At 35.1% G+C, this 19,588-nt stretch carries 11 protein-coding genes and 1 tRNA gene; 7 read left to right on the forward strand and 5 right to left on the reverse strand.

Annotated elements, in window-relative coordinates; genetic code table 11:
- Positions 1 to 137: 137 nt before the first annotated feature.
- A complete protein-coding gene (locus tag IPI31_19240) occupies positions 138 to 1,226 on the reverse strand; it encodes an OmpA family protein (protein MBK7569954.1) in 1,089 nt (362 codons plus the stop codon).
- Positions 1,227 to 1,479: 253 nt separating this feature from the next.
- On the opposite strand from IPI31_19240, the gene IPI31_19245 reads away from it, so the two are divergent.
- The gene (locus IPI31_19245) at positions 1,480 to 2,115 is read left to right on the forward strand and encodes a peroxiredoxin (GenBank protein ID MBK7569955.1); all 636 of its coding nucleotides are present in this window, start codon (positions 1,480 to 1,482) and stop codon (positions 2,113 to 2,115) included.
- Positions 2,116 to 2,194: 79 nt separating this feature from the next.
- Here IPI31_19245 and IPI31_19250 read toward each other — a convergent pair whose 3' ends face one another.
- The 3 genes from IPI31_19250 to ung all read right to left on the reverse strand — a co-directional run bounded on the left by IPI31_19250 (position 2,195) and on the right by ung (position 6,873).
- Positions 2,195 to 4,096: a tetratricopeptide repeat protein gene (locus tag IPI31_19250; GenBank protein MBK7569956.1), complete on the reverse strand. Its 1,902-nt coding sequence runs from the start codon at positions 4,094 to 4,096 to the stop codon at positions 2,195 to 2,197.
- A 174-nt stretch (positions 4,097 to 4,270) separates the two neighbouring features.
- Complete coding sequence (locus IPI31_19255; protein ID MBK7569957.1) at positions 4,271 to 5,965, reverse strand: T9SS type A sorting domain-containing protein; 1,695 nt, start codon at positions 5,963 to 5,965, stop codon at positions 4,271 to 4,273.
- Positions 5,966 to 6,165: 200 nt separating this feature from the next.
- Positions 6,166 to 6,873, reverse strand: coding sequence for a uracil-DNA glycosylase (gene ung, locus IPI31_19260; GenBank protein MBK7569958.1), 708 nt, complete (start codon positions 6,871 to 6,873; stop codon positions 6,166 to 6,168).
- A gap of 161 nt (positions 6,874 to 7,034) precedes the next feature.
- Here ung and IPI31_19265 point away from each other — a divergent pair, with 161 nt between their 5' ends.
- The 5 genes from IPI31_19265 (at position 7,035) to IPI31_19285 (ending at position 15,140) form a co-directional block, all read left to right on the forward strand.
- Positions 7,035 to 8,876, forward strand: a complete 1,842-nt coding sequence (locus tag IPI31_19265; protein MBK7569959.1) for a CBS domain-containing protein — start codon at positions 7,035 to 7,037, stop codon at positions 8,874 to 8,876.
- Between the two features lie 733 nt (positions 8,877 to 9,609).
- The gene (locus IPI31_19270; protein MBK7569960.1) at positions 9,610 to 11,781 is read left to right on the forward strand and encodes a S9 family peptidase; all 2,172 of its coding nucleotides are present in this window, start codon (positions 9,610 to 9,612) and stop codon (positions 11,779 to 11,781) included.
- 122 nt (positions 11,782 to 11,903) lie between these two features.
- Complete coding sequence (locus IPI31_19275; protein MBK7569961.1) at positions 11,904 to 14,249, forward strand: M48 family metallopeptidase; 2,346 nt, start codon at positions 11,904 to 11,906, stop codon at positions 14,247 to 14,249.
- Between the two features lie 18 nt (positions 14,250 to 14,267).
- Positions 14,268 to 15,032, forward strand: a complete 765-nt coding sequence (locus IPI31_19280; GenBank protein MBK7569962.1) for a hypothetical protein — start codon at positions 14,268 to 14,270, stop codon at positions 15,030 to 15,032.
- A gap of 34 nt (positions 15,033 to 15,066) precedes the next feature.
- A tRNA-Arg gene (locus IPI31_19285) sits at positions 15,067 to 15,140 on the forward strand.
- Positions 15,141 to 15,313: 173 nt separating this feature from the next.
- Here the strand turns inward: IPI31_19285 and IPI31_19290 are convergent.
- Positions 15,314 to 17,359, reverse strand: a complete 2,046-nt coding sequence (locus IPI31_19290) for an AAA family ATPase (protein ID MBK7569963.1) — start codon at positions 17,357 to 17,359, stop codon at positions 15,314 to 15,316.
- Between the two features lie 292 nt (positions 17,360 to 17,651).
- Between IPI31_19290 and IPI31_19295 the strand changes: the two genes are divergently transcribed.
- A complete protein-coding gene (locus IPI31_19295) occupies positions 17,652 to 19,376 on the forward strand; it encodes a fibronectin type III domain-containing protein (GenBank protein ID MBK7569964.1) in 1,725 nt (574 codons plus the stop codon).
- Positions 19,377 to 19,588: the final 212 nt, after the last annotated feature.

Raw genomic sequence — 19,588 nt, forward strand, 5'->3', positions numbered from 1 at the left:
ATTTCAGGTTTAACAATAGAAGATAATTTTACAAAGCATCGATAAACAAAAAGCAGCTTGGAATTACCCAAGCTGCCAGCATTAAATTGAAATCTATATGTACTATAAAATTGGTAAGTGCATCATGATATATATTTTTATTTTTTGAGATATAATTCCAATTCCACTCTGCGGTTTTCCATTCTTCCGGCAGCAGTGTCGTTGGTTGCAATGGGTTTTGATTCACCAAAACCAGTTGCTTCCATTCTATTTCCAGAAGCTCCCTTACTGAGTAAATATGCCTTAACAGCATCCACTCTTGCTTGAGATAACTGCATATTAGTTTCATCACTTCCTTCACTGTCGGTATGTCCGCCAATTTTTAAATCATAATCCGGAAATTCTTTTAATATACTGATCACTTCATCCAGCATATCATAAGAACTTGGTTTTAATGTTGCTTTTCCCGATTCAAATAAAATTCCTCTGGCAGCAAAATCAAGACGTTTTTTTACATCAGGTTTAATTACAGGACAACCATTTGTTGTTCCTTCCGCTTTTGTAGTTGGACATTTATCTTCACTATCAATTATTCCATCTCCATCAGTATCAGAGGAACAACCTTTTGCATCTACCTTAATACCTTTTGGTGTGTCTGGACATTTATCTTCTGAATCTGCAATACCATCACGATCAGAATCAGCAACACATCCTGTTGCATCCACTTTAATTCCTTTTTTAGAATCAGCACATTTATCCATAGCATCCTCAACACCATCTCCATCTGTATCCGGACAACCTTTAAAAAGATCCAGACCTTTTGCGTTCGGGCATTTATCTTTTGCATCTTCAATTCCATCACCATCACTGTCGGGACAACCCATAAATCTTGCAAGACCGGGAACTTCAGGGCAACTATCATCAATATCTGCAACTGCGTCATTGTCTTTATCTGGACAACCGTTTAATGCAACCGCTCCCATAACTGAGGGACATTTGTCTAAAAAATCGGCAACTCCATCCAGGTCATTGTCTACAGGGCAACCTTTATTATCTACTACAACTCCGCCAGGCGTGCCTGGACACTCATCATTTTTATCTTTTACCCCATCACCATCTTCATCTTTGGCAAAATTTGAATCAGTTAAATAGCTAACAGAAATTGGATCCGAAGCCATAACATCTGTGCAGGAGACAATAATTAACATCACTGCCGCACAAATAGTAGGAAAACCAGCTTTTTTCATAAAATAATTTTTGGGTTAACTTAATTTATTATCCTAAGTGGTATACAATCCACATTCCACAACAGTTAACCACTGATATACTTACATCTTTGAAGGAAAAGTGCAAATTTTCAAACTAAAATTGTGGAATTCCATACCCAATCGGGCGCCTATTTACGCAAAATTTAAAGAGATTTTATGCAGGCAATTCACGTTATAATTATTTTAGCACTTTGAAAAACTATCTATTTAACTAAACAAAAAAACCTACAAAATGGCATTAAGATTAGGCGATATCGCACCCGATTTTACGGCAGAAACAACCGAGGGAACATTACAGTTTCACCAATGGCTTGGCGACAACTGGGGAATTTTATTTTCTCACCCCGCCGACTTTACTCCGGTTTGCACCACTGAATTAGGATATATGAGCTCGATAAAAAGTGAATTTGATAAACGAGGGGTAAAAGTGTTGGCAATAAGTGTTGATCCTCTGGATTCGCACGAAAAATGGGTGCACGATATAAATGAAACACAAAATACCACTGTAAATTTTCCGATGATCGCCGATGAAGATAAAAAAATCGCAATGTTATATGATATGATACATCCGAATGCAACAGAAAAAACCACAGTTAGATCAGTTTTTGTGATAGGGCCTGATAAAAAAATAAAACTTACACTTACTTATCCTGCATCAACTGGTCGTAATTTCTCAGAATTATTACGCGTAATAGATTCGCTGCAATTAACAGCAAAATATAGTGTTGCCACTCCCGCAAACTGGAAAAATGGGGAGGATTGTATAATTGTACCTGCTGTATCAGATGAAGATGCCTATAAAAAATTCCCTAAAGGATATAAAAAGATAAAACCTTATTTACGTATAACTCCACAGCCGGATCTTTAAATTAATTAAATTAAAAAACCATTAGAACATCTTTTATTCGAAAATGTTTTAATGGTTTATTTTCTTTTAGATGAGATTTTTAAATATTATGTATAAATAATTTAATCTCGGTTCCTTTATCAGCGGCGGAATTAATATTTAACTTCCAATTGTGAAGCGCAGCTCTTTCTTTCATGTTTTTAAGCCCGTTGCCACCCGACCTATCAAGTTTAGATTCCGGATCAAATCCAATACCATTATCCTTTATCGACATGATCAATATATCTTTTGATCTTGAAAAATTGATATTTATCTGAGTAGCCGTAGCATATTTAACAGCATTATTAAGAGCCTCCTTAAAAATAAGATATAGATCACGTCGCTCTTCCATTCCTATTTTTATATTTTCCAATTCTTTAAATACAGGCATTTGCAATTCAATTTTGTGCGTATTACATAAGCCGGAAGCGAAATTGAACATTCTATCTGCAATGTTTTCAAAAGAATCGTTTGATGGTTTAATAGCCCAAACTATATCACTCATATTATCGATCATTTCCCTGGAGCTTTCGCTCATAATAGATAAAAGAGAAGATGCGTCCGGATGTTGTTCTTTGATTTTTTCATTCACAATATCACTATACATTCGTATGCTGCTTAATGTTGATCCGATATCATCATGCAGATCTGCGGCAATACTGTTTCTTAATTGAAATTCTTTTAATTGTTGCTTTAGTGTATACCTGTTATAAATGGTAAATGCGGAAATAGCCAGCAAAATAAATCCGGCTATAAGAATATAATTTAAACTGTTTTTTCGTTTTATCAATTGTTCCTGAATTGCAGCATTTTCATTCAACAATTGAATGGTCTTTTCCTTTTGTGTTACATCAAATCGCGTTTGCATGGCAATAATATCTGCATTGAATTGTTGTTTATTCAATGTATCGTTAACGATTCTGTTTATTTCAAGAAAGTCGAATGCCATTTTATAATCTCCCGTTTTATAATAAGCCCTGGAAAGAATATCGCTGGAGGAGGCAATATGTTCGTTATATAAATTTCTTTTTGCAATATTATATGCATTTGTAGCGAATGGAATACTCAGTTCTGGCTTATTTAAACTTAAATTCACGTCAGCCAGTTGAGAATAGTTTCGCGCAATATCATTACTATCACGCTGGCCAAGGGCGAATTTAAGTCCCATGGAATAATATCTTTCTGCTTCAGTATATTTATTTTGTTCCATATAAACATCCCCAATATTGCCATGATACATCGACATGTTATTCAAATCGTTAATACTATCCCCAATATTAATTGCTGAAAACAAGTTTTTTAATGCGAGATCATAATTTTTTTGATGTTTATAGATGTTGGCGAGGTTATTAATTACAATTGAGGCCATTGCCATATTATTGATCTTATTATAAAGCACTAAAGCTTTATTATAATATTCAACACTTTTATCATACAATTCCTGATAATAATATATGGAACCGATCGTTTGAAATATCCGTGCTTTTCTATCATCGTTATTTGCAATTTCAGCGTATACGGATGACGAATCACAATATTGCAGTGCCTTATCAAATATTCGCAACTGCATATATATATCCGCTTTATTTAAATAGATAAGCGCCAAACGTTTAGGTTCCTTCTCTTTATAAGCATAAATAAGTGCGGAGTCCTGAAATATCAATGAAGAATCAAATTTGGCAGCAAACCCATAAGCCACCGATATATTTAAATAACAACCCGCAATCCCTTTATTCCAGCTAATTTCTTTTCCGAGTTCAACTCCTTTTCTTGCAAACTCCAATGCTTCCTGCTGATCCTGATGTACCACTAGACCTGCCAACATTCGATAGGCAACAACAGTATTGGTATCCTTTACATTTAATGATACCACATTTCGTAAACTATCTGTATTTATCTTCTGAGTAATACCGGGAATACAACTCATTATTAAAATTCCGGCGATCAGGTTTTTGATTTTCATGTTGAAATAGTATTAAAAGTCGTGGTTTTACTGATCTGATACAAAATCCAAACTTACAAGTTCTGTGGGTAAACGCAACATTAAAGTAATAGTAGCACCTTATTTTGCATAGGTGTATAATGCAAAAATATGTTTACTCTTTCATTAAAAAAACCTGTTTCTTAGCAAATAAAATTATTCTTTTAATATCATAAATGAACCGGAATACGAATTTTCAGCTGTCCGTAACTGAATAAAATACAATCCATTATCGAGGCTCCTTGTTGTCAAAGTTAAATCATCACCTGAAAAATTTTGTTGGTCTATTACTTTTTTTCCATTCATATCATAAACAACATATTCGCCATTTTTAATATTATCAGGCAGGGTGATGAATATATTATCGGAAGTTGGATTTGGATAAATAGATAATGGATCAAAAGAATTTGAACCTACTATATTTTCTACAAGCATAGGCTCCAATTTAAATAAACCCCAATTTTCATCCCCGGTAGTGTCTATACCAAAAAAATATACATCACCATCCAAAAATGCGGTTGTTCTGAATGGAGAAGCTCCCGGATAAATAATTGTTGATGCTGCTGATCCACTGCACTGCATAATGCGATTTTGCATTGCAAAGTCCGAAACTTTTACGAGTGCACGGCAATAAAATTCGGGTCGGTCATCTTCGCTGTTAAAATTTGAAATTTCAGGAACAGAACCTAATCCTTCCAGTTCATATATCATAGAAGTTCCTGCAGTGGTGCCATCACTTTTGCATAATCCATATTTAGTAAATCCTTCTGCATTTCCGTAAAAATATAATGATCCATTTTTATTGTAAATAGATCTGGAGGTAAACATGGCCTGAATTTCATTATCTGTTTCTATAATCTCCGTTCCACCAGGTGTTCCATCACTTTTCCAAAAAGCAGAATTATAATAATCACCATCAAAGGCATAAAAATAACAGTCGTCGTTAAAGTTTGTAAACCCGGTAACATTTTGCAAGGTATTATTTAAAGTTATAGTTCCGGCTGCTGTTCCATCAGTTCGGTATAAATAATATAAAACAGGTAATGTTTCATCTATTCTACCGGTAAAATATAAATAGTTATCAATCACAGTAAATTGAGGATCGATACTGCTGGCATATCCATTATTCATCGCGCCATTTATTCCCGGAACTATATCTTTTATGATCATTGTTCCGGCACCGGTTCCATCACTTTTATAAATTTCATATCCATAAACATCATCACGTGCGGTAAAAATTAAAGTGCCGTTAAAATTTATCAGATGTTCGGGATTAGATCCATAAATTCCATCCACCGAAATATCTTTTACCATTTCAGTGCCACCTTCGCTTCCATCGGTTTTCCAGAGTTCAAATCCGTGAGTGCCGTCGTTGGCGGCAAAAAATAATTCCCCATCCAATTCGGTAAAATAAGGATAATTAAATTCCGGATCAAAAAATCCATAAGGGCCGGGATTAATATCCTTTAATATGTGTGTTCCGGCCTCCGTGCCATCCGTTTTCCAAATTTCCATACCATGAGCAAAGTCGTAGGCAAGAAAATATAATTCATTATTAAAAACTACCGGCATACGATCGGTATATTGTGGCCCCCAATAACTATTATCCAAAATACTTCCGCTTGTTCCCGGATTAATATCTTTCACCAAAACTGTTCCTGCTTCAGTTCCGTCGCTCGACCACAATTCGTAATCTTCCGGATTTGTGCCATCGTTTGCAAAAAATAATAATTTTTCGTTTACCGTGGCTAAATAGTCGTATCCATAAAACGGTAATTTAACAGCACTGACCTGTGCATACATTTGTGTGATTATTAAACAGGAAATTCCAAAAATCAGATTTTTTTTCATGATCAAAAGTTTTATGGTAAATAAATAAACGATCTAACTATGCCTGTGGATCGCTGATTTTTCAAAAAAAAAATTTTATACAATTGAATATTGTTATTCGAAATTAATAAAATTATTGATATGGCGATAAAAATTTAACCAATTATTGAATTTTACACTCCGGGCTAAACCTAAATCACCAATGTTTACCTAATTAAACCTTATCCTTGTTTTATACTCCAATCAACAGGATCTATACCATGCAAACGCAAATAATCATTTGTTTTACTGAAGTGTTTTGAACCCAAAAAACCATTATAAGCACTAAAGGGAGAGGGATGTGTGGTTTTAAGGATCAAATGTTTTTCAGGATCTATCATCGATGCCTTTTGTTGGGCGTAATTCCCCCATAACAAAAAAACAAGATTTCTGCGCTCTGCATTGAGTTGCTGAATGGTTGCATCTGTAAAGTTTTGCCAGCCAATATGTTGATGACTGGCGGGTTTATCCTTTTCCACGGTGAGTATCGCATTCAATAAAAACACGCCCTGTTCAGCCCAACTTTCCAAAGAACCATGTTGAGGAGGGTCTATATTGAGGTCCGTTTTTAATTCTTTAAAAATATTTACAAGGGATGGTGGTGGTTTTACACCCCGTTGAACACTAAAACATAGACCATGAGCTTGTCCCGGGCCATGGTAAGGATCCTGACCAAGAATTACCACTTTTACTTTGTCAAAAGGTGTTAAATTATAGGCATTGAATATCCATTTGCCGGGAGGATAAACAAGCTGACCTTTTTGTTTTTCGCTTTCCAGGAAATGTTTTATCTGCTGAAAATAAGGCGAAAAAAATTCCTTTCTTAATTTTTGCTTCCAGCTTGATTCAATTTGGATTTTGGCAAGTGATTGTTCTTCTGATTGATCCATACACCCCTTTAGTTCTGCAATTTTAGAAAATTTAATGCAACTATTTCAACTATTAATGATTAATATCACTTTATTTGGGATAGTTTAATTTTACATTTGAGGATTAAGACTGCACCATGGGAGATACTAATGCCAAAATTAAGGGGACCAAGAGCAAATACATGCAATTTGTAAATGCATTACTCAACGACATTGAAGCATTAGAACAAATGGTTAATGATCATGCATTTGACGGAGATATTGAAAGAATAGGTGCTGAACAGGAGATCTGTATTGTTAATGAAGAATGGAAACCTGCCAATAATTCTTTGGAAATATTGGCGGATATTAATGATCCTTGTTTTACAACTGAACTTGCAAAATACAACCTTGAAATAAATTTACACCCTATTGAATTAAAGGCCGGTTGTTTTTTAGCCATTGAAAAAGATCTTTCAGAAAAATTTTTCCGGGCACAAAGATCTGCAGAAAAATTAAATTCAAAACTCGTTTTGGCGGGAATATTACCTACAATTTCGAGAAATGAAATTACACTTGATTATTTAACTCCACTTGACCGCTATCATCATTTAAGTAAAAAATTGCGCAATTTACGTGGAAGAAAATTCGACCTGTATTTAAAAGGGGTGGATGAAATTCATATTCGTCATGATAGTATCATGTTTGAAGCCTGCAATACAAGTTTTCAATCACATTTGCAGATAAATCCCGAAGATTTTGTGCCGGCTTATAATTGGGCTTTAGCAATTTCGGCGCCGGTATTAGCAGTAACTTCTAATTCCCCTTTATTATTGGGAAAAGAATTATGGAGTGAAATTCGCATCGCATTATTTCAACAAAGTATTGATACACGACATAGCATTGATGAATTCAGAGAACAACGCCCAAGAGTTACTTTCGGAAAAGATTGGATCTATAAATCTATAACAGAAATTTACAAAGAAGATATAACTCGTTTTGAAGTATTAATGCCTGCAGAAATAAATGAAAATTCATTGGAGGATCTTAAAAATAATAAGATACCGGAATTGAAAGCATTGCGTTTGCATAATGGTACCGTTTACCGTTGGAATCGAATGTGTTATGGCATTTCTGATAATAAACCACATTTACGTATTGAGAACAGATATGTTCCCGCAGGGCCTACTATTCAGGATGAAATTGCCAATATGGCATTCTGGATCGGCTTGATGAAAGCCAGACCTGAAAACACAAAAAAAATATGGGAACACTTTGATTTTAAGGATGTAAAATCCAACTTTTTTAAAGCGGCCCGTGCAGGAATTGAAAGTGTTTTTATTTGGAGGGATAAAGCAATATCTGCAAAAGATCTAATATTAAATGAATTATTGCCACTTGCACATGAAGGTTTAAAGATTTCAGGAATTCCGGATGAGGAAATATTTTTATACCTCGGCATTATAGAAAAAAGGTTACATACTAATACAGGCGCACAATGGCAGGTAAATAATTTTCGCAAATTAAAAAAAGAAATAAATGTAAGTGATGCCGTAAAGGTGATCACCGAAAGTATGCACGCATATCAACAAATGAATACTCCTGTTTGCAATTGGGATTCAATAGATACTATAAAGGCCGTGAAACATCAAATAAGTAACATGACCATTATCAAACAACTTATGAGCACCGATGTTTTAACAGTGTATCCTGACGATCCGATAGCTTTGGTAAAAAATATTATGATGTGGAACGACGTAAACCATTTAATTATAGAAGATAAAAAAGGGAAATTAATGGGTGTAATTACTTCCGGACATTTAAAAGAATTATACGAAGCGCAGGAAAATACAGATTCCATTCCCGTTAAAAAATTAATGCGCAAAGAAATACTCACCATCACTCCCGACACCGCAATTGAAGACGCATTAAAAATTATGCAAGACCACTGGATCAGCAGTTTACCGGTTGTGCAGGATAATAAATTGATGGGCATAATTACGAAGAAAGATATGATGAGGTGGCTTGCTTTAAAGGGGACATAGGACATAGGATAAAGGACATAGGACTGGATATAGGACATGGTAAAATTGACATAGGATTGGACACAGGACATAGGATAAAGGACATAGGACATAGGACCTAGGACGTAGGACATAGGACAGATATAGGACATTGTAAAATTGACATAGGAAAACAAACGGTGGGATTTTGCTAAAATTTCGCAAGAAATTTAAACTCCTTTCTCCTCTCTCCTTTCTCCTTTTTAGTATCAGGAAAACAAATAGTGGAATTTTGCAAATTTCTTAATACGGAGCTAGTGAGGCTCTCGCTCCCAGCGAGGGTCTCACTAATGGTATAAACCAAAAAAATTTCGCAAGAAATTTAAACTCCTCTCTCCTTTCTCCTTTTTAGTATCAGGAAAACAAATAGTGGAATTTTGCAAATTTCTTAATACGGGGCTGGGGGGGCTTTCCCCCCCCGGGGGGGGCTCACTAATGGTATAAACCAAAAAAATTTCGCAAGAAATTTAAACTCCTCTCTCCTTTCTCCTCTCTCCTTTTTTGAACAATCAATAAATATCAATAAAACGCATTTTCATCAAAACATTTTCCCTATTGAATTATTCATTGGAACAAACAGCTCCATGCCGACAAAATTGTCAATTATCAATTGTCAATTATCAATCAGCCGCGGCTGATTAAAATACGTTAAATAAGGCTTTAATCCTTGTGGCTTCAGTTCGCAACCCGTATTTTTACTGCAAATATTACACAAATGAAAAACTATTTATTAATCGCTACAGCATGTTTAACAATGATCTCCTGTAAAACCAAAAGTGAACCGGAGGAAGTGGTTCAGGGTCCCGGAAAGGTGACTTATCCCGGAACTTTAACAACTGACTCTTCATCTAATTATTTTGGAACCACAGTTAACGATCCATATCGTTGGTTGGAAGCTGAAGCAAATGAAGATTCTGCTGTGCGAAACTGGGTAACTGCCGAAAATGATATTACCGGCGATTATCTTGCGCAAATTCCATATCGCGAACAGTTAAAAACACGCCTTGCCGAATTGGTTAATTATCCTAAAATGGGAGTTCCTTACAGATCGGGAAAATATTATTTTTATACTAAACACGATGGTGTTCAAAACCAAAGTGTATCATATTATCGCGAAGGATTAGAAGGCCCGGAAAAAGTATTTATCGATCCGAATAAATTATCGGAAGGTGGAACTTTGGTGCAGAATTTTGCTGGATTTTCCAACGACAGAAAATATCTTGCAATTACAGAGAGCGGAGCAGGAAGCGACTGGAGTAATATATTGGTTAAAGATGTTGCAAAAAATGAATATTTAACTGACAAATTGGAATGGACAAAATTTAGTGGTGCTGCCTGGGTTGGTGATGGATTTTATTATAGTGCATACGATAAACCGAGCAAAACATTTACAGGAAACAGTATCAATCAAAAAGTGTTTTTTCATAAATTAGGAACTCCGCAATCTACAGATAAATTAATTTATAAGGATCCTAAAAATCCGACTTTTTATTTGGGAGCACAAACAACCGAAGACGAACGTTATTTGTTTATTAATATTAGTCCTGGCACTTCAGGAAGTTCAATTTTATGGAAAGACCTTCGAATTCCAAATGATAATTTTAAAACCTTATTTGAAGGATTTGAAAATGAATACACTGTTTTGGATAATGATGATGATAAATTAATTGTTTTCACCAATCACAATGCACCAAATTATAAAGTGGTTCAGGTTGATCCAAAAAATCCGGAACCTGAAAACTGGAAAGTGATTATCGCCGAACAGGATGAAATATTAAGTAATGTTTCTTTAGCAGGGGGAAAAATATTTGCGTCCTATTTAAAAGATGTTCGCCCAGTGGTATTCCAATTTTCCAGAACAGGAAAGGCGGAACGTCAGATCACATTACCCAACGATGGAATTGGAGGAAATGTTGCTGGATTTAATGGTGAAAAAGATGATGAATTCGTATTCTTTTCCTTTACTACTTTTCTTTCTCCGGCCGACATTTATAAATATGATATCAAATCAGGGAAATTAGATCTGTATAAAAAATCTGAAATAAAATTTGATGCTTCCGGTTATGAGATGAAACAAGTATTTTATTCCAGTAAAGATGGTACAAAAGTTCCGATGTTTATCGTGCATAAAAAAGGAATTGAATTAGATGGAAAAAATCCATGTTTATTATATGGTTATGGTGGATTTAATATCGCTCTTCCTCCAAATTTTAATACTGCTCGTTTAGCAATGCTTGAACAAGGATTCGTGTATGCAGTTGCAAATATTCGCGGAGGTTCAGAATATGGTGAAGCCTGGCATGAGGCTGCAATGTTTGAAAAGAAACAAAATGTTTTCGACGATTTTATTGCCGCTGCAGAATATTTAATTAATAAAGGATATACTTCCAATACCAAGCTCGCCATTTCAGGAAGAAGTAACGGCGGATTATTGGTTGGTGCGTGTATGACACAACGTCCCGATCTTTATGCAGTTGCTTTACCGGGTGTTGGTGTTATGGATATGTTGCGTTATCATAAATTTACAGTTGGACATGGCTGGATAACAGAATATGGTTGTGCCGACAGTTCTGCTGAGGCATTTAATTATTTACATAAATATTCGCCACTGCATAATTTAAAAGCAGGAACAAAATATCCTGCAACTTTGGTTACAACAGCCGATCATGACGATCGTGTAGTTCCTGGTCACTCCTTTAAATATGCCGCAGCATTGCAAGCAGCACAGGCTCCTGACGGTGCTCCTTGTTTGATCCGCATTGATACCGAGGCAGGACATGGTGCAGGAAAACCACTTGCAAAAATTATTCAGGAGGATGCCGATTGGATAAGTTTTACCATGTGGAACGTTGGCATCAAACATCTTACATTAAAAGACAAACCGTAAAATAATTTTTTTAACACATTGAAAGAGCGGGGTTTATACTCTCGCTCTTTTTTTTGTGCCATTAATTTTCTCGTCATCATTAAAAATTATTAATATTGTAGACAATTCTAATCCACACAATTATGAATAAGTATTTATTGACAGGCGTTTTGTGCATTATTGCACAGTTCTGCATTGGTCAGACCACTGGTGACTACCAAAGAATTACAAACAAAGGAACCTTACCTTCTGAAGTGTATACCCCTTCCACTGAAAAATATTACGATGAAATTCAGTTGATAGAAGCGGACATTTCAAAACAAGAAATAAAGACCAAACAACAATACTATTTGGAAAGCGGATTTTCAATCGACGAGATGATGCGAAGCGGAACGGTTTTATATAATCCCGAATACAATTCTTATCTGGAGTCAATTGCAGATGAGTTGTTAAAAGGTGATCCTGAATTACGAAGCAGAGTGCATTTTTATTTGTTGCGTTCACCTGTTGTAAATGCATTTGCAGGCGCGGGTGGAAATATTTTTATCAGTATGGGCTTGATCGCCATGCTCGACAACGAAGCTCAACTCGCTTATGTAATGGGACATGAAATTGGGCATATTGCACGTGAACACGGTCTTGATTTTTATATGGAGGCCACAGAGATTGATAAAAAAAGTTCTAAAAATTCTTTGCTCAAAAAATCCTCTTTCGATAATACCATGATCACCAAAAACAGGTATTCACAAACACTGGAAACGGAGGCGGATGATTACGGTATTCAAACTTTGATCAGAACAAAATATTATGCTGACACTAGTACATTAGATGCTGTATTCGACGTATTAAAATATTCCTATTTACCCTATGAAAATGTAAGTTTCCCAATAGAATTTTTTGAAGGACCTCATTATGTTATTTCAAAGAATTTAAAAATGGATTCCGTAAAAAAGATCAGCGGAACACCGGAAACTGTTTCGGCGAAAGAAGCGAATAAAAGCACGCATCCAAGTATAGCCGAAAGAAGAGAGGGTGTTCGCGAATTCATGCGTAATGTAAATACCGATAATCGCGAACCATATCTGATCTCTGAAAATAAATTTCTTGCATTGCGCAATATAGCAAGATATGAATTGCCGATGTTTTATTTACACAATAATTATTTTCAGGATGCTATTTATTCTTCTTATCTCATCCTCCAAAAAGAACCGGGAAATAAATATCTGGAAAAGATCATTGCAAAATCGCTTACCGGACTTACGAAATTCAGAAACAGTAAGGATGATGAAGTGTATGCTGAAAAAGCCCGTTTCGAAACTTATGAGGGAGAACAACAACAATTATATTTTTTATTGTGGGCGATGAATGATGTGGAATTAAATGTAATGTCGCTGAACTATACCTTTAACTTACATTTAAAATATCCTGAGGATAAAGAAATATTACCAATTTGTGAATCTTTGGTGAACGACCTTGTTTTTTATCATTTTAATGATGAACACGATTTTTATGAGGATAAAACAGTGTCGAGAGATAGTTTATATACCTTATCAAATATCGCAAATCCAAAAATAAAAGTGGTCATTAGTGAAAAGTCCACAAAAAAATCGCGCAAATTAGCTACTGTAAGAGCAAAAAGAGCATCAACGGAAAAAATAAGAGCGGATAAATACAAAAAACCTTTGCTCTACGCTTATTATGATTATTGGGAAAACAAAGAATTCCGTAAGTTATGGAACGATGCAGTAGCTGAACGCGACGAACGGGAAGCAAATGCAAAAGCCTATAAAAAAGCAGGGATAAAATATGTGAACAAAGGAGATACACGCGATTATTTTTATGCCTCCAAACTCGGAATTGATAAAGTAGTGGTGGTAAATCCTTTTTACAGAAGAATAGATCTGCGTAAAAATGGAGGAATAGAATATGTTTCCGGCGAACAGGGAGAAATTAATTATATGGATATCCTGAAAGACAATGCTGCATTATTGGAAATGGATCTTGAAATTATCGACCCTTTAACATTGGAAAATACAGATGCCGAGAAGTTCACTGATATGACGGAGCTTAACGACTGGTTTTCTGAACAACTCGATTTTGGAAATATCAATATGCCGGGATATAATCAGGCCATGATAGATTCCATCGCCAATAAATACAATACCGATTATTTTTTATGGACGGGCATTATTTCCATGCGCGACAGACAAAATATTTTAGGACCATTGGTTTATATTGCATTATCGCCATTCTTCCCGCCTTTATTACCCTATGGCATATATGAATTAGCCTCACCGGAATATGAGTTCTTTTATCTTAGTCTTTTATATAATGTAAAGACACGTGAAGCCAACGTATTAAAATTTTTATTCCTCGACAATAATGATACAAGGGCAATATTAAATTCGCATACTTACGAAATGTTGTATGAGATCTCCACGGAACCAAAAAATTCAAATAACACAGTTACCACAACCACCTCAAATTAAATCCCAACGCACAACAAAATGAAAAATCGTATAATATATTTATTGATCCCATTTTTATTTGTAACACAAATGAATGCGCAATCGGTGGGATACCAGGGGAAGAAGTTTATGGCGGAACTTGGTTATTCACCACTTACTAATATCGCTGCAAAATATTTCAGTTATGCATTGGCAGATGACCACTATGCAGAAGGAAATGATCCACTCCTTTTCAAACATGTAGTTAAGGTTAGTGTAGAATATACACTATTTAACAGCGGTTCATTGGTTGTAAGGTATAATCCTTTTAATTATACATCCAATATAAATTATTATTCTGTTAATGATGATCTCACTGATCTTATCGGCGTTGAAAGCAAGGGACATATGATATCGTTGGGATATAAAATGTATACAACAGCAACCCCTGCCCCTCTTGGAACTTATTTCGGTTTGTATTTTACACGTTATTCTTTTTCTACAGAGTTGGTGCAAAGTGAATTCAGCAGAAATAAAGTTCCTGAGGAACTTGCCAATTATCAATGGGATCAAAGCACTACAATGGGTATTTCCTTAAGTTATGGAGTTAAAACAATCTTCTGGGATAAGGTTACCATGGATATATCGTTAGAAGCCGGTTATTTTTTAGATAATACGCATACAAACAGCTCTTTCGACAATGAATTATTGGGTGGCGACTATCAAATTTCCTCCTCAACTTATCCGCAGGGCAATACGATAAAAAACGCACGGGCGTTCTTTTTTGCTGTTCCAACTGTGGCATTTGGATATTTGGCTTTCTGATTTTCACCAAAATCCATTACCTTTGCGCCATTCCGGCCCGGTAGCTCAGCTGGATAGAGCATCAGCCTTCTAAGCTGGGGGTCATTGGTTCGAATCCAATCCGGGTCACTTTATACTTCTGCAAACCTTGGTAAATCTAAGATTTATGGAGGATTTGTTTTTGACAAAACAACGGTAAATAAAACTTAATAGTCAAATGTCTCTACCCTTAATTAGTTGAAAGTTAAAGTAAACAATTAAATTTATTTAAAAAATATTCCCAAGATATAATTTGATGAGATTTACAAAGAATTATTATCAGTGATAAATTTATGAACTTTTGTTGTTATTGATTTTGCTTGGTCACTCATAGTCTCCCAAGATATATTTTGTGCAACTAAATTGGCAAGTTTATTTTTATAAAATGAATTAATAGTTCCGCTTTTTGCTCTTAATCCTTCCGGAAATTTACCCTTCAATTTAATCTTTAAGTAATCTCCGAGGTATTGGGCTTGATAGTCATTTTGGTCAAGATTATAGCTTTCCCAATTTAATGATTTCAATTTGCCATGTAACATTGGCAAAAGAATTCTTAGCTCATGTGGCGAGAGTAAATTTTCAATTTCTCTAACTGAAAGCGCTTCATAGGTAAAATATTTGCTTTCCATTTCAGCTAGAAGCTTGTGTTTCCTTTCTTGATCCGAATCTCTATCAGCAATCAACAAAATCTTATTGCTTAAAAAACGCGCTTTAATGGCATCAATATTAGCTTTATCCTCTTCGTCTTCGTGATCAATTTCACTAAATAAATAATGGCTGACATTCGATCCACTGTATTCGAAAAATGAATAGTGTAAATCCTCCTTCAAAGTAGCTGGTGAATTTGAATATATTTCATAAGCCTTCAGGAAAGCTCGCAAAAATAATGTGTCAGAATGTCCTTCAACCCAAACACTACAGTTTGATAAATATACAGAAGAATTATTCACCCCTAATAATTCCAAAGCGTCAATATCAGAACTTTTTACGTTAGAAATTTGCCTGGCTCTTTTGTCTCCGGATCTATTTTCTCTAAAAGTAAAAATTGAAAGGTCAGTTTGGTAAGTTAAAGTAAGGTCTAGCAAATGGTTGGAATGAGTTGTAATAAAATACCTAAGATTTTTCTTATTTAGATCAATATTATTCAGAAGTGTAGTTAGTAATATTCTTTGAAAACCTGGATGCAAATTTAATTCCGGTTCTTCAATAAAAATCCAAGCGCCATCTTTTGCAGTAAAAATTGGATATAATAATAAAATACAGGCTTGAATTCCATCTCCGAATCTATGAATGTCATGCTCCACCTCATCCAAATACAAATAAATATGCTTCTCTCGATCCTCACGCGCTTGTTTCGCAATAATATCAACATCCTTACCAGAGAAAAAAGTTTTAGACAAGAACTTTTCAAAAGCCTCAAACCCCGCGCGGATTTTTCTCTCATTATTTCTTGCAAATAAAATATCTTGGAAAAAATCTAAACCTGTACTGATCTTTATTTCATTTAACTCGCCATATTTAAAATAATTTTTAAGGATTGTCCCTTCATAAATATTTGTGGTTAACTTACCCGCATCAGTTCCTTTTGAAGCATTAAAAAGTGTTGTTAAAGTTCTAAGAATTGGGATGTAAATTCGTTCAGAAGGATAATCATAAATTATCTTATTTGCCAGGTAATACTGAATTAATGGCAAAATTTCTTTACAATATTCGGCGAGATTTTTTCTATCTGAGAGGGATAATGTAATTGCATTTCTCTGAGCATATTCTTGGTAAACTGGCCTTACTTCGTCATTTACTAATTCAATCGCAACAAGTAATTGGGAATTTATATACTCCATTGATCGATTAAAAACATTGATCGATGTTTCGTTTAAACTTTCAATACTTTTTATAATGTTTTGAAAATATTGCTTGTTTATTTCTATATTCTCAATATTTCCACTGTTAAAATAATCCTTTAATGCAGGTGATCTATCATCGAAAAAAGAGCCATAAGGAGTTGTTTTTCTAACATCACTTATCTTAATTGAAATAATCGCATCAGGTTGAAATCTATTAAAATTTTCTTTTATTGCTTTTTTAAGAGATTCTAAATTGTTTATTGTTTGTGAAGAAGGAACAACTTTATGAAAAGTTTTATTAAGCAAATTCCTAAGGAATGTGCTTTTTCCGGAGTTATTTGCACCAACAAAGAAATTTATTTTACTTAGTGGACCAAAATAAGATAATTTTTTATCAGGGACCTCTTCAACAAAATTTAGAGCTTCAATATCTTGAAAAAAATTGTCATCAGTAATTATAAACATTGCTTGTCATTTTAATTAAATAATAAGGTTTATTTAAGTATTCAAAATTACAAAATTTGGTTCGCAATAATGACATAGGTGTATTACGTAAGGATTGAAAAAACATTTGTTCAATAATTTTTGATTTTTGTATCTTCATCAAACCATTGATTGATGAAGTAGAAAGTTGATGAAACATTCCTATATTGGTTCTTAGAATCGGTATAAGCAAGATTTGAGTATTTTTATATAAATGACTGATTAACTATGTATCATATTATTCCTTACCTTTATTATAATTAAACACTTCTATATGAAAATATTTACTTTATCACTCCTTCTGTTTATCTCCTCCCAAACAATTTTTGCCCAAATAGTAGGCTCCAATGTATTTATTAAGGGAACTTATGTGGAAGCCGGTATTAATTCCTGCGGTGCTTTTGGTTCCGACGCATTACCTCCTGTAGGTTATCATCCAACGGAGGGTACTGGTGTAAGTTTTGTTGCCGACAGCGATATGGATGGATGGGAAATTGGGTCTCCACTTTATTGTGGTGATTATTCAGTGCCAGGGTCCCCTGTTGAAGGCTGGGCAATTCAGATCGGCGCATCGGTTTGGGTAAATACTGATCAATCATGTGCCAGTAGTGATATACCCGGTTCACTAACCGATTATTCTACCGCTCCCGTTGCCTCTTCCGCTACCTGGGAAGGTAATATCGTATCTCCTAGTTTGAATATTCAGCAAAAAACAGTTGTGAAAACGAACAAACGATTTTTAACCACAACAATTACACTTACAAATACAGGGGCAACCGCATTAAATGATGTTTATTATATGCGTAATATCGATCCTGATAATGATCAACCTTGGAGTGCCGATTTTACTACTGCTAATACTATAGTTTCAAATCCACCTATTGGTTCCGATGCACTTGTAACTTCAGAAGGATTAACTTACGGTTGTTATTTGGGTATTGGCGCAAGAAACAGCAATGCAAGAGTATCTTATGGAAATTTTTCCACTGCTGATGGGTTACCATCTGATGTTTGGAACGGAACCAGCGGATATTCCATTATCGGAAGTTCAACAGGTGATATAGCAAATTCAATTTCATTTTACATTCCAACCATTGCAGCAGGAGCAACAGAAACTATTGCATTTGTATACATATTTTCACCCGATGTTGTGGAAGAAGCACTTGCTACAACGGGTGATGCATTTGTTTGTGAAGCTGCCACCGGAATTACGACAACAGTAAGCACAACTACTGCAAATTTCAATTGGACTCCCGTTGCAGGGGCCACTGGATATACTCTTAAATATCGCCCAACCGCTGGTGGAACATGGATAAATGTACCGGTTGTTGCACCACCGGTTACATTAACCGGATTAACAGAATGTACCTCATACGATTATAAATTAATTACTACCTGTGCAGGTGCAATTTCACCTGCAAGTATGGGAACATTTACCACCTCATGTTTTCCTTGCGCTTCAGCACCTACGGGATTATTTGCTGATAATATCACAACTACTTCCGCTAAATTACATTGGACCGCAGATCCGGATGCAATTAAATATAAAGTGAGTTATGCACCGGTTGGAGGAACCGCAACTGTTGTAAATGCAACATCCAACTTTAAAACAATAGCAGGTTTAGCGCCCGGAACCACCTACAATTATAAAGTGAGAAGCCTTTGCGCTGCCGGTACACTTTCTGATTATTCTGCCACTGCATCATTTACCACTTTATTGCGTTTAAACGAAAATGCAATTGCTGATGCACAGATCACAATTTATCCGAACCCTGCTTCCGATAATTTTACCATTGCTCTCGAAAACTTTAATGAAGGCCAAGCAAATATTAAATTATTTGATATGCTTGGAAATATAATTCTGGAAGATATTATTACCGTAACAGAAAATAATTATACTGTTAACCTAAACATTTCCGGAATATCAAACAGCATTTATTTATTAAGTGTAGAACAAAATGGATTTACATTAAATAAACAAGTGGTTATTGCTAAATAAGACATTAATTTATATTGAGATCTCGACTTTAAAAGGTCGGGATTTTTTTTGCACTAGCAGAAATAGGAAGTAGGAAGTAGGAAATAGGAAGTAGGACTGATATAGGACAAGGGAAAGTGGACACAGGAATACAAATGGCCGAGTTTGCAACAAGGTTTCAGTGAGGCTCTTGCTCTTAGCGAGGGTCTCACTAATGGCATACATCCAAAAAA

The organism is Bacteroidota bacterium, from assembly GCA_016706865.1.
GTDB lineage: Bacteria > Bacteroidota > Bacteroidia > Chitinophagales > BACL12 > UBA7236.

What these genes read in the sequence shown, in the direction of transcription:
- IPI31_19240 (MBK7569954.1), bottom strand. Translation starts at nt 1,226, where the DNA reads ATGAAAAAAGCTGGTTTTCCTACTATTTGTGCGGCAGTGATGTTAATT.
- IPI31_19245 (MBK7569955.1), top strand. Translation starts at nt 1,480, where the DNA reads ATGGCATTAAGATTAGGCGATATCGCACCCGATTTTACGGCAGAAACA.
- IPI31_19250 (MBK7569956.1), bottom strand. Translation starts at nt 4,096, where the DNA reads ATGAAAATCAAAAACCTGATCGCCGGAATTTTAATAATGAGTTGTATT.
- IPI31_19255 (MBK7569957.1), bottom strand. Translation starts at nt 5,965, where the DNA reads ATGAAAAAAAATCTGATTTTTGGAATTTCCTGTTTAATAATCACACAA.
- ung (MBK7569958.1), bottom strand. Translation starts at nt 6,873, where the DNA reads ATGGATCAATCAGAAGAACAATCACTTGCCAAAATCCAAATTGAATCA.
- IPI31_19265 (MBK7569959.1), top strand. Translation starts at nt 7,035, where the DNA reads ATGCAATTTGTAAATGCATTACTCAACGACATTGAAGCATTAGAACAA.
- IPI31_19270 (MBK7569960.1), top strand. Translation starts at nt 9,610, where the DNA reads ATGAAAAACTATTTATTAATCGCTACAGCATGTTTAACAATGATCTCC.
- IPI31_19275 (MBK7569961.1), top strand. Translation starts at nt 11,904, where the DNA reads ATGAATAAGTATTTATTGACAGGCGTTTTGTGCATTATTGCACAGTTC.
- IPI31_19280 (MBK7569962.1), top strand. Translation starts at nt 14,268, where the DNA reads ATGAAAAATCGTATAATATATTTATTGATCCCATTTTTATTTGTAACA.
- IPI31_19290 (MBK7569963.1), bottom strand. Translation starts at nt 17,359, where the DNA reads ATGTTTATAATTACTGATGACAATTTTTTTCAAGATATTGAAGCTCTA.
- IPI31_19295 (MBK7569964.1), top strand. Translation starts at nt 17,652, where the DNA reads ATGAAAATATTTACTTTATCACTCCTTCTGTTTATCTCCTCCCAAACA.